The sequence below is a fragment of the Pseudomonas sp. 2835 genome (genome assembly GCF_050435905.1).
Lineage (GTDB): Bacteria > Pseudomonadota > Gammaproteobacteria > Pseudomonadales > Pseudomonadaceae > Aquipseudomonas.
Genome location: NZ_JBNDLE010000008.1, coordinates 137,153 through 152,156, shown reverse-complemented (window position 1 = coordinate 152,156; position 15,004 = coordinate 137,153). Strand labels below are relative to the sequence as shown.

The 15,004-nt window shown below is 58.8% G+C and carries 15 protein-coding genes; all 15 read left to right on the top strand.

Translation table 11 applies throughout. The features are described 5' to 3' along the window. The first annotated feature begins 43 nt into the window (after positions 1 to 43). The 15 genes from mnmE (at position 44) to glmU (ending at position 14,914) form a co-directional block, all read left to right on the top strand. Positions 44 to 1,414, top strand: a complete 1,371-nt coding sequence (gene mnmE / locus ABIE20_RS14090) for a tRNA uridine-5-carboxymethylaminomethyl(34) synthesis GTPase MnmE (RefSeq protein ID WP_429505590.1) — start codon at positions 44 to 46, stop codon at positions 1,412 to 1,414. Between the two features lie 517 nt (positions 1,415 to 1,931). Beyond that, positions 1,932 to 3,824 carry a tRNA uridine-5-carboxymethylaminomethyl(34) synthesis enzyme MnmG gene (gene mnmG / locus ABIE20_RS14085; RefSeq protein ID WP_429505589.1) on the top strand — a complete coding sequence of 631 codons (1,893 nt, stop codon included), beginning with the start codon at positions 1,932 to 1,934 and terminating at the stop codon, positions 3,822 to 3,824. After that, on the top strand, positions 3,821 to 4,465 hold the full coding sequence (gene rsmG, locus ABIE20_RS14080) for a 16S rRNA (guanine(527)-N(7))-methyltransferase RsmG (protein WP_115084562.1): 645 nt from the start codon (positions 3,821 to 3,823) through the stop codon (positions 4,463 to 4,465). The genes mnmG and rsmG overlap by 4 nt, the downstream gene beginning before the upstream one ends. A gap of 18 nt (positions 4,466 to 4,483) precedes the next feature. Next, complete coding sequence (locus tag ABIE20_RS14075; protein WP_010222720.1) at positions 4,484 to 5,275, top strand: ParA family protein; 792 nt, start codon at positions 4,484 to 4,486, stop codon at positions 5,273 to 5,275. Positions 5,276 to 5,284: 9 nt separating this feature from the next. Next, entirely contained in the window at positions 5,285 to 6,157 is an 873-nt protein-coding gene (locus ABIE20_RS14070; RefSeq protein ID WP_045199401.1) for a ParB/RepB/Spo0J family partition protein, read from the top strand. 149 nt (positions 6,158 to 6,306) lie between these two features. Beyond that, positions 6,307 to 6,714, top strand: a complete 408-nt coding sequence (locus ABIE20_RS14065; protein WP_010222722.1) for a F0F1 ATP synthase subunit I — start codon at positions 6,307 to 6,309, stop codon at positions 6,712 to 6,714. Between the two features lie 16 nt (positions 6,715 to 6,730). Then, entirely contained in the window at positions 6,731 to 7,600 is an 870-nt protein-coding gene (atpB, locus tag ABIE20_RS14060; protein ID WP_115084564.1) for a F0F1 ATP synthase subunit A, read from the top strand. 143 nt (positions 7,601 to 7,743) lie between these two features. Beyond that, positions 7,744 to 8,001 (top strand): F0F1 ATP synthase subunit C, encoded by a 258-nt coding sequence (atpE, locus tag ABIE20_RS14055; protein WP_003097235.1) that lies wholly within the window; start codon positions 7,744 to 7,746, stop codon positions 7,999 to 8,001. A gap of 57 nt (positions 8,002 to 8,058) precedes the next feature. Then, a complete protein-coding gene (locus tag ABIE20_RS14050; protein ID WP_010222733.1) occupies positions 8,059 to 8,529 on the top strand; it encodes a F0F1 ATP synthase subunit B in 471 nt (156 codons plus the stop codon). Between the two features lie 12 nt (positions 8,530 to 8,541). Further along, entirely contained in the window at positions 8,542 to 9,078 is a 537-nt protein-coding gene (locus ABIE20_RS14045; RefSeq protein WP_429505588.1) for a F0F1 ATP synthase subunit delta, read from the top strand. 21 nt (positions 9,079 to 9,099) lie between these two features. Continuing rightward, positions 9,100 to 10,644, top strand: coding sequence for a F0F1 ATP synthase subunit alpha (atpA, locus tag ABIE20_RS14040; RefSeq protein ID WP_038997914.1), 1,545 nt, complete (start codon positions 9,100 to 9,102; stop codon positions 10,642 to 10,644). Between the two features lie 50 nt (positions 10,645 to 10,694). Then, on the top strand, positions 10,695 to 11,555 hold the full coding sequence (gene atpG / locus ABIE20_RS14035) for a F0F1 ATP synthase subunit gamma (protein WP_429505587.1): 861 nt from the start codon (positions 10,695 to 10,697) through the stop codon (positions 11,553 to 11,555). Positions 11,556 to 11,582: 27 nt separating this feature from the next. Beyond that, positions 11,583 to 12,959, top strand: coding sequence for a F0F1 ATP synthase subunit beta (gene atpD / locus ABIE20_RS14030; RefSeq protein WP_115084568.1), 1,377 nt, complete (start codon positions 11,583 to 11,585; stop codon positions 12,957 to 12,959). Between the two features lie 44 nt (positions 12,960 to 13,003). Continuing rightward, positions 13,004 to 13,423 carry a F0F1 ATP synthase subunit epsilon gene (locus tag ABIE20_RS14025; protein ID WP_045199415.1) on the top strand — a complete coding sequence of 140 codons (420 nt, stop codon included), beginning with the start codon at positions 13,004 to 13,006 and terminating at the stop codon, positions 13,421 to 13,423. 123 nt (positions 13,424 to 13,546) lie between these two features. Further along, on the top strand, positions 13,547 to 14,914 hold the full coding sequence (glmU, locus tag ABIE20_RS14020) for a bifunctional UDP-N-acetylglucosamine diphosphorylase/glucosamine-1-phosphate N-acetyltransferase GlmU (protein ID WP_429505586.1): 1,368 nt from the start codon (positions 13,547 to 13,549) through the stop codon (positions 14,912 to 14,914). The last annotated feature ends 90 nt before the right edge of the window (positions 14,915 to 15,004 follow it).

The window sequence follows — 15,004 nt, the reverse complement described above, 5'->3', positions numbered from 1 at the left end:
GGGCGTTTTGCTATCTGTCGTTTTTGTCGTGAGGCCTTCGAGCATGAACACTGTGCGTGAAACCATTGCCGCCATCGCTACCGCCCAGGGACGTGGGGGCGTGGGGATCGTGCGGCTTTCCGGCCCCCTGGCCAAACAAGCCGGGCTGGCCATCTGTGGAAAAGCGCTGACGCCGCGGCACGCCCATTACGGCCCGTTCCGCGCGGAAGATGGCCTGGTGCTGGATGAAGGTATTGCGCTGTTTTTCCCCGGGCCCAACTCCTTCACCGGCGAAGATGTACTGGAACTGCAGGGCCACGGTGGTCCGGTGGTGCTGGATATGCTCCTGCAGCGCTGTGTACAACTGGGTTGCCGCTTGGCGCGCCCGGGTGAATTCAGCGAGCGTGCGTTCCTCAACGACAAGCTCGACCTGGCGCAGGCCGAGGCAATCGCCGACCTGATCGAAGCCAGTTCTGCACAAGCTGCTCGTAATGCCTTGCGCTCGCTGCAGGGCGAATTTTCCCGTCGTGTGGATAACCTCACCGAGAAATTGATCAGCCTGCGTATCTATGTGGAAGCTGCCATCGACTTCCCCGAAGAGGAAATCGACTTTCTTGCCGACGGTCATGTGCTGAACATGCTCGATGATGTGCGTAACAATTTATCCACAGTACAGCGTGAAGCCGGGCAGGGCGCCTTGCTGCGTGACGGCATGACGGTGGTAATTGCCGGGCGGCCAAACGCCGGCAAGTCGAGCTTGCTTAACGTACTGGCGGGCCGTGAGGCGGCGATTGTTACCGATATCGCCGGCACCACTCGGGACATCCTGCGCGAACATATCCACATCGACGGCATGCCGCTGCACGTGGTCGACACCGCAGGCTTGCGCGATACCGACGATCATGTGGAAAAGATCGGCGTGGAGCGCGCCCTCAAGGCAATCAATGAAGCCGATCGGGTGTTGCTGGTAGTGGATTCCACAGCGCCGGAAGCCAGTGATCCGTTTGCCCTGTGGCCGGAATTCCTCGATCTGCGTCCGGATCCGGCCAAGGTCACGCTGATTCGCAATAAGGCGGACCTGAGTGGCGAAGCCATTGCCATGGAACAGAGTGAAGATGGCCATGTCACCATCACCCTCAGTGCCAAGGACAGCGACATGGGCCTTGAGTTGCTGCGCGAGCACCTGAAGGCCTGCATGGGTTATGAACAGACTGCCGAGAGCAGCTTCAGCGCTCGCAGGCGCCATCTGGAAGCATTGCGCCAGGCCAGTGCGCACCTTGAGCACGGCCGCGCCCAGCTGACTCTGGCTGGTGCCGGTGAATTGCTGGCAGAGGATCTGCGCCAGGCTCAACAAGCCCTGGGCGAGATCACCGGGGCATTCAGCTCTGACGACTTGCTGGGGCGGATCTTCTCCAGCTTCTGCATCGGCAAATAAGCGCTTTTATCCACAGTCGGGTCTGCAACGGACCCGACTGCAGCAGCAGTTTTCTCCAATCCTCTCCCTTGGTCAGTACAGCCACAGTGCCCGTGCTGCGCTGATTCCTGCGCGCCTATCCACACTTCACTGAAATAAGCCCTGTGGAAAACCCACCTTCAGCTCCGTTGATAACTGCCCTTCAAGGTTGGAGATAACTACCCCTGTGGGTAACTGGCCATTTCATCCACAGGCTTAAAGCGCTTATCCAGAGTGCTCATCCCCGGTAGACCACAGGGTTTTGAATCTCTGTACATAAGGTAAATAAAGGCCTGCAGAACCTTATCCACAGAAAGGTGCCTGACTAAGAATAAACATAAAAACAAAGCTTTAATAAATTTCTCTCTTTTAATTTCTATTACACGCCACTCATCCACAGCCTGGTTAAATTTTGTGCAAAAGGTTCCTTTAGAGGGGGGTAAGTCCCTATACTTGTGCGTTATCCCTATCTATTCCCGAAACAGGCACGAGGTGCGTGGTGGATTTCCCTTCCCGTTTTGAAGTGATCGTCATCGGCGGCGGCCATGCCGGTACCGAGGCTGCGCTTGCGTCTGCACGCATGGGTGTAAAAACCCTGCTGCTGACCCACAACGTGGAAACCCTCGGTCATATGAGTTGCAACCCGGCCATCGGTGGCATCGGCAAGAGCCACCTGGTCAAGGAAATCGATGCGCTCGGCGGTGCCATGGCACTGGCCACTGACAAGAGCGGTATCCAGTTCCGTGTGTTGAACAACCGCAAAGGCCCAGCCGTGCGCGCTACTCGCGCCCAGGCCGACCGCGCCATCTACAAATCGGTGGTGCGCGAGATTCTCGAGAACCAGCCCAACCTGTGGATATTCCAGCAGTCGTGCGACGACCTGATCGTCGAGCAGGACCAGGTACGCGGCGTGGTGACACAAATGGGTCTGCGTTTTCTCGCCGACTCCGTGGTACTGACTACCGGGACCTTTCTCGGCGGACTTATCCACATCGGTTTGCAGAATTACTCCGGTGGCCGTGCCGGCGATCCTCCCTCGATTGCCCTGGCGCGCCGCCTGCGGGAACTGCCGCTGCGTGTTGGCCGGCTGAAAACCGGCACGCCGCCACGCATCGACGGCCGCTCGGTGGATTTCTCGGTAATGACCGAGCAACCCGGCGACACGCCAATCCCGGTGATGTCGTTCATGGGCTCCAAGGAACAGCACCCGCGTCAGGTCAGTTGCTGGATTACCCACACCAACGCCCGTACCCACGAGATCATTGCCTCGAACCTCGATCGCTCGCCGATGTATTCCGGGGTCATCGAAGGCATCGGCCCGCGCTACTGCCCGTCGATCGAAGACAAGATCCACCGCTTTGCCGACAAGGAAAGCCATCAGGTGTTCATCGAGCCCGAAGGCTTGAACACCCACGAGCTGTACCCGAACGGGATATCCACATCCTTGCCGTTCGATGTGCAGTTGCAGATCGTGCGTTCGATCCGCGGCATGGAAAACGCCCACATCGTGCGTCCGGGCTACGCCATCGAATACGACTACTTCGATCCGCGTGACCTCAAATACAGCCTGGAAACCAAGGTGATTGGCGGCCTGTTCTTTGCCGGCCAGATCAACGGCACCACTGGCTACGAAGAAGCTGGCGCCCAGGGTTTGCTTGCCGGGACTAACGCCGCTTTGCGCGCCCAGGGCCGTGAAAGCTGGTGCCCGCGCCGCGACGAAGCGTACATCGGCGTATTGGTCGATGACCTGATTACCCTGGGTACCCAGGAGCCGTATCGCATGTTCACCTCGCGGGCCGAGTACCGATTGATCCTGCGTGAAGACAACGCCGACCTGCGCCTGACCGAAAAAGGCCGCGAGCTGGGCCTGGTCGATGACGCGCGCTGGGCTGCGTTCAGTGCCAAGCGCGAAGGCATCGCTCTGGAAGAGCAGCGGCTGAAGTCGACCTGGGTACGTCCGGACACCGCGCAAGGCCAGGCCATTGCCGATAAATTCGGCACGCCGTTGAGCCATGAATACAACCTGCTCAACCTCCTGACCCGCCCGGAAATCGATTACGCCGGGCTGATGGAAGTCACTGGCGGTTCGCATATCGACCCGCAGGTGGCCGAACAGGTCGAGATCAAGACCAAATACGCCGGTTACATCGACCGGCAACAGGAAGAAATCGCCCGGCTGCGTGCCAGCGAAGATACCCGCCTGCCCGACGATATCGACTACAGCGGTATTTCCGGGCTGTCCAAGGAAATCCAGGGCAAGCTTGGCCAGACCCGGCCCGAGACCCTGGGCCAGGCTTCGCGTATCCCCGGCGTGACCCCGGCGGCGATTTCCCTGTTGCTGATTCATCTGAAAAAACGCGGCGCAGGCCGCGAGTTGGAGCAAAGCGCTTGAGTTCTCAGGTCACCCCTCAACACGCCGAAGAGTTGTCCACAGGTGCCCGCCAGCTCGGTGTCGAGCTGAGCGAGGCCCAGCAAGCACAACTACTGGCCTACCTGGCCTTGCTGATCAAGTGGAACAAGGCCTACAACCTGACTGCCGTGCGCAATCCGGACGAGATGGTGTCGCGCCATCTGCTCGACAGCCTCAGCGTCATGCCGTTTATCCACAGCGAGCGCTGGCTGGACGTTGGCAGCGGCGGTGGCATGCCGGGCATTCCTTTGGCTATCCTGCATCCGGACAAGCAAGTCACGGTGCTCGACAGCAACGGCAAGAAAACCCGTTTCCTGACCCAGGTAAAACTGGAGCTCAAACTGGATAACCTCACAGTTATCCACAAGCGGGTCGAGGAGTTCCAACCGGAGCTGCCTTTCACCGGAATTGTTTCCCGTGCTTTCAGCAGCATGGAGAACTTCACCAACTGGACGCGCCACCTCGGCGACGCCCAGACGCAGTGGCTGGCAATGAAAGGGCTGCATCCTGCCGATGAGCTGGTAGCATTGCCGGCAGATTTCAGAGTGGATAGCGAGCAGGCCTTGACCGTTCCGGGTTGCCAAGGCCAACGCCATCTGCTGATACTGCGCCGCACGGCATGATTGGGAACACAAGCAAGAATGGCTAAGGTATTCGCTATCGCGAACCAGAAAGGTGGTGTGGGCAAAACCACCACCTGTATCAATCTCGCAGCATCGCTGGTGGCAACCAAGCGCCGCGTGCTGCTGATCGATCTCGATCCACAGGGCAACGCCACCATGGGTAGCGGTGTGGATAAACACGTCCTGGAACATTCGGTCTATGACCTGTTGATCGGCGAGTGCGACCTGGCCCAGGCCATGCACTTCTCCGAACACGGCGGCTACCAACTGCTGCCGGCCAACCGCGATCTGACCGCCGCCGAAGTGGTTCTGCTGGAAATGCAGATGAAGGAGAGCCGCCTGCGCACCGCGCTGGCGCCGATCCGCGAGAATTACGACTACATCCTGATCGACTGCCCGCCGTCGCTGTCGATGCTGACCCTCAACGCCCTGGTCGCTGCCGATGGCGTGATCATTCCGATGCAATGTGAATACTTTGCCCTGGAAGGCTTGAGCGACCTTGTGGATAACATCAAGCGGATCGGCGAGCGCCTGAACCCGCAGCTCAAGGTCGAAGGCCTGCTGCGGACCATGTACGACCCGCGCCTGAGCCTGATCAATGATGTGTCCGCGCAGCTCAAGGAACACTTCGGCGACCAGCTGTACGACACCGTGATTCCACGCAACATCCGCCTGGCCGAGGCCCCGAGCTTCGGCATGCCGGCCCTGGCCTACGACAAGCAATCGCGTGGCGCCCTGGCGTACCTGGCCCTGGCCGGGGAACTGGTTCGTCGCCAACGTCGTCAAACCCGCACTGCACAGACAACTTAAGGAATCCGCATGGCCGTTAAGAAACGGGGTCTCGGACGTGGGTTGGATGCACTGCTCAGTGGTCCGACCGTCAGCGCGCTCGAAGAGCAGGCTGTCCAGGTCGACCAAAAGGAACTGCAACACCTGCCGCTCGACCTGATCCAGCGCGGCAAGTACCAGCCGCGCCGGGACATGGACCCGCAGGCACTGGAAGAACTCGCCCACTCGATCAAGAGCCAGGGTGTGATGCAACCGATCGTGGTGCGCCCGATCGCTGACAACAAATTCGAGATCATCGCCGGTGAACGCCGCTGGCGCGCCAGCCAGCAGGCCGGCATGGACACTATCCCGGCCATGGTCCGCGACGTGCCCGATGAAGCGGCCATCGCCATGGCCCTGATCGAGAACATCCAGCGCGAAGACCTCAACCCGGTGGAAGAGGCCATCGCCCTTCAGCGCCTGCAGCAGGAGTTCCAGCTGACCCAGCAACAGGTCGCCGACGCCGTGGGCAAGTCGCGGGTAACCGTGGCCAACCTGCTGCGCCTGATCTCGTTGCCGGAGGTGATCAAGACCATGTTGTCCCACGGTGACCTGGAAATGGGTCACGCCCGGGCACTGCTTGGATTGCCGGATGAACAGCAGGTCGATGGGGCGCGTCACGTTGTCGCACGCGGTCTGACCGTGCGCCAGACTGAAGCACTGGTTCGCCAGTGGCTCAACGGTAAACCCGAGGCCGCGGAACCGGCCAAGCCGGATCCGGACATCACCCGCCTTGAACAGCGTCTGGCAGAGCGTCTGGGCTCGGCAGTACAGATTCGCCACGGTAACAAGGGCAAGGGCCAGTTAGTTATCCGTTACAACTCATTAGATGAGTTGCAAGGTGTCCTTGCTCACATCCGCTGAAACAATTCCTTTTGTAGCGCGCAGTCGGAAATCACTACCCGGCAGTTGAATAGGGGTTAAACCGCCCCTATACTCTGCGCGCATTTTGTCGGCACAAATTATGCCAAGTCATAGCTGACTGGTTGGTCGACTTTCGAGGAGCAGTTGTGATGGAAACCCGCACGCCAAACCGCTTGCCTTTCCATCGCTGGGCGGTTTTTCCGGTACTGTTGGCTCAATGTGTCGTGTTTCTGCTGGCAACTTTGGCGTTGTGGCAGTGGCACGGGGCGGTCAGTGGATATTCGGCACTCTGCGGAGGGCTGATTGCCTGGCTGCCGAATGTGTATTTCGCCTGGAAGGCTTTTCGTTACACGGGAGCCAGGGCAGCGCAGGCCATCGTCAAGTCGTTCTACGCTGGCGAGGCAGGCAAATTGATTTTGACGGCAGTGCTTTTTGCACTGACGTTTGCAGGAGTGAAGCCATTGGCGCCGTTAGCAGTCTTCGGTGTCTTTCTGCTGACCCAGTTGGTCAGCTGGTTCGCGCCCCTGCTGATGAATATAAGACTTTCGAGACCTTAGGGCGTTTGAGGCAACCATGGCAGCAGAAACCGCTTCGGGCTATATCCAGCACCACTTGCAGAACCTGACCTTCGGTCAACTACCAGACGGCGGTTGGGGCTTTGCCCATTCCGCAGCAGAAGCCAAGGCAATGGGCTTCTGGGCTTTCCACCTGGACACCCTGGGTTGGTCGGTCGCACTGGGTCTGCTGTTCGTATTCCTGTTCCGCATGGCAGCCAAGAAGGCGACTTCCGGCCAGCCTGGCGGCCTGCAGAACTTCGTAGAAGTGCTGGTTGAGTTCGTCGACGGCAGCGTCAAGGACAGCTTCCACGGCCGCAGCCCGGTGATCGCCCCGCTGGCGCTGACCATTTTCGTCTGGGTCTTCCTGATGAACGCCGTCGACCTGATCCCGGTCGACTGGATTCCACAGCTGGCCATCCTGATCTCCGGTGATCCGCACATTCCGTTCCGTGCCGTTTCGACCACCGACCCGAACGCGACCCTGGCCATGGCCTTCAGCGTGTTCGCCCTGATCATTTTCTACAGCATCAAGGTCAAGGGCCTGGGCGGTTTCCTCGGCGAGCTGACCCTGCACCCGTTCGGCAGCAAGAACATCTTCGTTCAGATCCTGCTGATTCCGGTCAACTTCCTGCTCGAATTCGTCACCCTGATTGCCAAGCCAATCTCGCTGGCCCTGCGTCTGTTCGGCAACATGTACGCCGGCGAGCTGGTGTTCATCCTGATTGCCGTGATGTTCGGCAGCGGCCTGCTCTGGCTCAGCGGCCTGGGCGTGGTGCTGCAATGGGCGTGGGCTGTGTTCCACATCCTGATCATCACCCTGCAAGCGTTCATCTTCATGATGCTTACCATCGTCTACCTGTCGATGGCTCACGAAGATAACCATTAAGACCGCCTGGCGTGTCTGATGACCCTTTCGCCGGTATGGGGGAGGGTCGAAAAAGTCCGCAAGGGCAGCTGTACCAAACGATTTTGTTTTACCGCTTCAAACTAAAAAACCTAACCAATACGACGTAAAAGTCGGGAGGAAAGATGGAAACTGTAGTTGGTCTTACCGCTATCGCTGTTGCTCTGCTGATCGGCCTGGGTGCCCTGGGTACCGCCATTGGTTTCGGCCTGCTGGGCGGCAAGTTCCTGGAAGGCGCTGCTCGCCAGCCAGAGATGGTTCCAATGCTGCAAGTTAAAATGTTCATCGTTGCCGGTCTGCTCGACGCCGTAACCATGATCGGTGTTGGTATCGCTCTGTTCTTCACCTTCGCTAATCCCTTCGTTGGTCAAATCGCCGGCTAATCACTCGAATTCTCGAGTGGTTTGGTGTGATGGACAAAGAACGAGCGAGGTGTTGGCGTGAACATTAATGCAACCCTGATTGGTCAGTCCGTTGCGTTCTTCATTTTTGTGCTGTTCTGCATGAAGTTCGTGTGGCCTCCGGTCATCGCGGCATTGCAAGAACGTCAGAAGAAGATCGCGGATGGACTGGACGCTGCCAACCGAGCAGCTCGCGACCTGGAGTTGGCCCAAGACAAAGCGGGTCAGCAACTGCGCGAAGCGAAAGCTCAGGCAGCCGAAATCATTGAGCAAGCCAAGAAGCGCGGTGCTCAGATCGTCGAGGAAGCCCGTGATCAGGCCCGCGTCGAAGCTGACCGTGTGAAGGCTCAGGCTCAGGCCGAGATCGAACAGGAAATTAACGGTGTCAAAGACGCCCTGCGTGCCCAAGTGGGTCTGCTGGCTGTTGGCGGTGCTGAAAAGATCCTTGGCGCCACAATCGATCAAAACGCGCATGCGGAGCTGGTTAATAAACTGGCCGCTGAAATTTAAGCGAGGGCGATCATGGCAGAACTGACCACGTTGGCCCGACCTTACGCTAAGGCGGCCTTTGAGCACGCCCAGGCCCATCAGCAACTGGCCAATTGGTCAGCCATGCTCGGCCTGGCTGCTGCAGTGTCGGAAGACGACACGATGCAGCGCCTGCTCAAGGCCCCGCGACTGACGAGCGCAGAAAAGGCCGCCGCGTTTATTGACGTGTGCGGTGACAAGTTCGATGCACAGGCACAGAATTTCATTCATGTTGCCGCGGAAAACGACCGTCTCCTGCTGTTGCCGGAGATTTCGGCTTTGTTCGACCTGTACAAGGCTGAACAAGAGAAATCCGTGGACGTGGAAGTCACCAGTGCTTTTGCGTTGAACCAAGAACAGCAAGACAAACTCGCCAAGGTTCTCAGTGCACGGCTCAGCCGGGAAGTGCGCCTGCATGCGTCGGAGGATGCCACCCTTATCGGTGGTGTCGTGATCCGCGCCGGCGACCTGGTAATCGATGGCTCGGTTCGCGGCAAAATCGCGAAACTGGCCGAAGCATTGAAATCTTGAGTTTGAAGGGGCAGCAGAGCAATGCAGCAACTCAATCCTTCCGAAATTAGTGAAATCATCAAGGGTCGCATCGAGAAACTCGACGTGACCTCCCAAGCCCGCAACGAGGGTACCGTCGTCAGCGTTTCTGACGGTATCGTGCGGATTCACGGTCTGGCCGACGTAATGTACGGCGAAATGATCGAGTTTCCAGGTGGCGTGTTCGGTATGGCCCTCAACCTGGAGCAAGACTCCGTTGGTGCGGTAGTACTGGGCGCCTACGACACCCTCGCTGAAGGCATGAGCGCCAAGTGCACCGGCCGCATCCTCGAAGTTCCAGTTGGTAAGGAACTGCTGGGTCGCGTTGTTGACGCACTGGGCAACCCAATCGACGGCAAAGGCCCACTGGGCAACACCGAGACCGACGCGGTCGAGAAAGTTGCTCCGGGCGTGATCTGGCGTAAGTCGGTAGACCAGCCTGTACAGACTGGCTACAAATCTGTCGACGCCATGATCCCGGTCGGCCGTGGCCAGCGCGAGCTGATCATCGGTGACCGTCAGATCGGTAAGACCGCCATGGCGATCGACGCCATCATCAACCAGAAAGACTCCGGTATTTTCTGTGTTTATGTTGCTGTCGGCCAGAAGCGTTCCACCGTTGCCAACATCGTTCGCAAGCTGGAAGAAAACGGCGCCCTGGCCAACACCATCGTGGTGGTTGCCAGTGCTTCGGAATCCGCCGCACTGCAATTCCTGGCGCCATACGCCGGTTGCACCATGGGCGAGTTCTTCCGTGACCGCGGTGAAGACGCGCTGATCGTATACGATGACCTGTCCAAGCAGGCCGTTGCCTACCGTCAGATCTCCCTGCTGCTGCGCCGTCCACCAGGACGTGAAGCGTACCCAGGTGACGTGTTCTATCTCCACTCCCGTCTGCTGGAGCGTGCATCGCGCGTTTCCGAAGAGTACGTCGAGAAGTTCACCAACGGTGCTGTAACTGGCAAGACCGGTTCCCTGACCGCACTGCCGATCATCGAAACCCAGGCTGGCGACGTTTCCGCGTTCGTTCCGACCAACGTGATTTCCATCACCGACGGTCAGATCTTCCTGGAATCGGCCATGTTCAACTCGGGCATCCGCCCTGCAGTGAACGCCGGTGTTTCGGTATCCCGTGTGGGTGGTGCCGCTCAGACCAAGATCATCAAGAAGCTCTCCGGTGGTATCCGTACCGCTCTGGCTCAGTACCGTGAACTGGCGGCATTCGCCCAGTTCGCTTCTGACCTGGACGAAGCCACCCGTAAGCAACTCGAACACGGCCAACGTGTTACCGAGCTGATGAAGCAGAAGCAATACGCTCCAATGTCCATCGCGGACATGGCGCTGTCGCTGTATGCCGCTGAGCGTGGGTTCCTGACCGACGTTGAAATCGCCAAGATCGGTAGCTTCGAACAAGCACTGATCGCTTACTTCAACCGTGATCACGCCGAACTGATGGCGAAGATCAACGTGAAGGGTGACTTCAACGACGAAATCGACGCTGGCATCAAAGCCGGTATCGAGAAGTTCAAGGCCACCCAAACCTGGTAAGCCGCAGCGGGGGCTTTGCGGCCCCCGCTTGCTAACCTGATAGGTGTTACATGGCAGGCGCAAAAGAGATTCGCAGTAAGATTGCGAGCATCAAAAGCACGCAAAAAATTACCAGCGCCATGGAAAAAGTGGCGGTCAGTAAAATGCGCAAGGCACAAATGCGCATGGCTGCTAGCCGTCCTTACGCGGAGCGTATCCGCCAGGTTATCGGTCATCTGGCCAACGCCAACCCGGAATACCGCCACCCCTTCATGATCGAACGCGAAGTAAAGCGCGTCGGTTATGTCGTCGTGAGCAGTGACCGTGGTCTGTGCGGTGGCTTGAACACCAACCTGTTCAAGGCCCTGGTCAAGGACATGGCGATCAACCGCGAGCAAGGTATCGAGATCGATCTTTGCGTGGTTGGCAGCAAGGGTGCGGCGTTTTTCCGCAGCTTCGGCGGTAACGTCGTAGCCGCGATCAGCCACCTGGGCGAAGAGCCGTCGATCAACGATCTGATCGGCAGCGTCAAGGTCATGCTGGACGCTTACCTGGATGGTCGTATCGACCGTCTGTCCGTGGTATCGAACAAGTTCGTCAATACCATGACGCAAGCCCCAACGGTCGAGCAGTTGATTCCGTTGGTTGCAACCCCGGATCAAGAACTCAAGCACCACTGGGACTACCTCTACGAACCTGACGCCAAAGAGCTGCTGGACGGCCTGATGGTGCGTTACGTGGAGTCGCAGGTCTACCAGGCGGTGGTCGAGAACAACGCAGCTGAACAAGCTGCCCGGATGATCGCGATGAAGAACGCCACCGACAACGCCGGTGACCTGATCAGCGAATTGCAGCTGATCTACAACAAGGCGCGTCAGGCTGCGATCACCCAAGAGATCTCGGAAATCGTCGGCGGCGCTGCCGCGGTTTAACGGTTCAAATATTCAGAGGATCCAGCTATGAGTAGCGGACGTATCGTTCAAATCATCGGCGCCGTCATCGACGTGGAATTCCCACGTGACAGCGTTCCGAGTGTTTACAACGCGCTGAAAGTAGTAGGCGCGGAAACCACCCTGGAAGTTCAGCAGCAGCTGGGCGACGGCGTGGTTCGTACCATTGCGATGGGCTCGACCGAAGGCTTGAAGCGCGGTCTGGACGTTGCAGACACCGGCGCAGCCATCTCCGTACCAGTCGGTAAAGCGACCCTGGGCCGGATCATGGACGTCCTGGGTAACCCAATCGACGAAGCTGGCCCGATCGGTGAAGAAGAGCGCTGGGGTATCCACCGCGACGCTCCTTCGTTCGCTGACCAGGCAGGCGGCAACGACCTGCTGGAAACCGGCATCAAGGTTATCGACCTGGTTTGCCCGTTCGCCAAGGGCGGTAAAGTTGGTCTGTTCGGTGGTGCCGGTGTAGGCAAAACCGTAAACATGATGGAACTGATCCGTAACATCGCCATCGAGCACAGCGGTTATTCCGTGTTCGCCGGTGTGGGTGAGCGTACTCGTGAGGGTAACGACTTCTACCACGAGATGAAGGACTCCAACGTTCTCGACAAAGTAGCGCTGGTCTACGGTCAGATGAACGAGCCACCAGGAAACCGTCTGCGCGTAGCGCTGACCGGCCTGACCATGGCTGAGAAGTTCCGTGACGAAGGTAACGACGTTCTGCTGTTCGTCGACAACATCTATCGTTACACCCTGGCCGGTACCGAAGTATCCGCACTGCTGGGCCGTATGCCTTCGGCAGTAGGTTACCAGCCGACCCTGGCTGAAGAGATGGGCGTTCTGCAAGAGCGTATCACTTCGACCAAGGAAGGTTCGATCACCTCGATCCAGGCCGTTTACGTACCTGCGGACGACCTGACCGACCCGTCGCCAGCGACCACCTTCGCCCACTTGGACGCCACCGTCGTACTGTCCCGTGACATCGCCTCCCTGGGTATCTACCCAGCGGTCGATCCACTGGACTCGACTTCGCGCCAGCTGGACCCGAACGTGATCGGCAACGAGCACTACGACACCGCTCGTGGCGTTCAGTATGTTCTGCAGCGCTACAAAGAGCTGAAGGACATCATCGCCATCCTGGGTATGGACGAACTGTCCGAAACCGACAAGCAGCTGGTATCGCGCGCTCGTAAGATCCAGCGCTTCCTGTCCCAGCCGTTCTTCGTGGCCGAAGTCTTCACCGGTTCTCCAGGCAAATACGTTTCCCTGAAAGACACCATTGCAGGCTTTAGCGGCATCCTCAAAGGTGACTACGACCACCTGCCAGAACAAGCGTTCTACATGGTCGGCAGCATCGAAGAAGCCGTCGAGAAAGCCAAGAAACTGTAATCCCGGCGCCCCGCAAGGGGCGCTAATCAGGTTGAGGCAAGCAGATGGCTATGACAGTCCATTGCGATATCGTCAGCGCGGAAGGGGAAATTTTCTCCGGTCTGGTCGAGATGGTGATTGCGCACGGCAACCTGGGTGATCTTGGTATCGCTCCAGGCCACGCCCCGCTGATCACTAATCTGAAGCCAGGTCCGATCACGCTGACCAAGCAGGGTGGCGCCCAAGAGGTGTTCTACATCTCTGGTGGTTTCCTCGAGGTCCAGCCGAACATGGTCAAGGTGCTTGCCGATACCGTGCAACGTGCCAGCGACCTGGATGAAGCTCAGGCTCAGGAAGCCCTCAAGGCTGCCGAGAACGCCCTGAACGAAAAAGGCGCGGAGTTCGATTACGGCGCCGCTGCCGCACGTCTGGCCGAGGCCGCAGCCCAGCTGCGTACCGTCCAGCAAATCCGCAAAATGAAGTAACCGGCACTCGCCGATCACTTTCTGTTGCGATTGAGTTAAAGGGTAGCCTCGGCTACCCTTTTTCTTTTTCCGAAATTCTTCTTCTGGTCACAGCGCTGACCTTCCAGGATTGGTAGCCAGTCAATGTCTCTCGATATCGTTATTCTCGCCGCCGGCCAAGGTACCCGCATGCGCTCGGCGCTGCCCAAGGTACTGCACCCGGTGGCCGGCGACTCCATGCTCGGCCATGTTATCCACAGCGCCCGCCAGCTACAGCCGCAGGGCATTCATGTGGTGATCGGGCACGGTGCAGAGCTGGTACGCGAACGACTGGCCGCTGATGACCTGAGCTTCGTCCTCCAGGACAAACAACTGGGTACCGGCCACGCCGTCGCCCAGGCCCTGCCGGCGTTGAGCGCCGAAACCGTGCTGATCCTCTACGGCGATGTGCCGCTGATCGAAGTCGATACCCTCAAGCGCCTGCTCGCCAAGGTTACCCCGCAGCAGCTCGGTCTGCTGACCGTGACTCTGGATGACCCGACCGGCTATGGCCGCATCGTTCGCGATGCCCAGGGCCAGGTGGCGGCGATCGTCGAGCACAAGGATGCCAGCGACGCACAGAAAGCTATCAACGAAGGCAACACCGGAATTCTCGCCGTCCCGGGCGCGCGCCTGGCTGACTGGCTAGGCCGTCTGTCGAACAACAATGCCCAGGGCGAGTACTACCTGACCGACGTCATTGCCATGGCTGTAGCCGATGGCCTGGTGGTCGCTACCGAGCAGCCGCTGGACCCGATGGAAGTGCAGGGCGCCAACGACCGTCGTCAACTTGCCGAGCTGGAGCGTCACTACCAGTTGCGTGAAGGCCGCCGCCTGATGGCCCAGGGTGTGACCCTGCGTGACCCGGCGCGCTTCGATGTGCGCGGTGAAGTAAGCGTTGGTCGCGATGTGCTCATCGATATCAACGTGATCCTCGAAGGCCGCGTGGTGATCGAAGACGACGTGGTCATCGGCCCGAACTGCGTGATCAAGAACAGCACCTTGCGCAAAGGCGTAGTGGTCAAAGCCAACAGCCACCTGGAAGGCGCAATCATGGGCGAGGGTAGCGATGCCGGCCCGTTTGCCCGCTTGCGCCCTGGCAGCGTGCTCGACGCTCGCGCCCATGTGGGTAACTTTGTCGAACTGAAAAACGCTCACCTCGGTGAAGGCGCCAAGGCTGGCCACCTGACCTACCTGGGCGATGCCGAGGTAGGCGCACGCACCAACATAGGTGCCGGCACCATCACCTGTAACTACGATGGCGCCAACAAGTTCAAGACGGTACTTGGCGCAGACGTGTTCATCGGATCGAACAACTCACTGGTCGCGCCTGTGGATATCCTCGACGGGGCCACCACTGCCGCCGGTTCGACCATCACCCAGAATGTCGAAGCGGCGCAACTCGCTGTCGGTCGCGCACGTCAGCGCAACATCGATGGCTGGAAGCGGCCGGAGAAAATCAAGAAAAGCTGAGTTACCCACAGCTGATAGAAAAGGCCGACTGGATTGTGCATAAGTCGGCCTTTTTCATTCTGTGGATAAAAGATCGCTGTGAGGAAACTT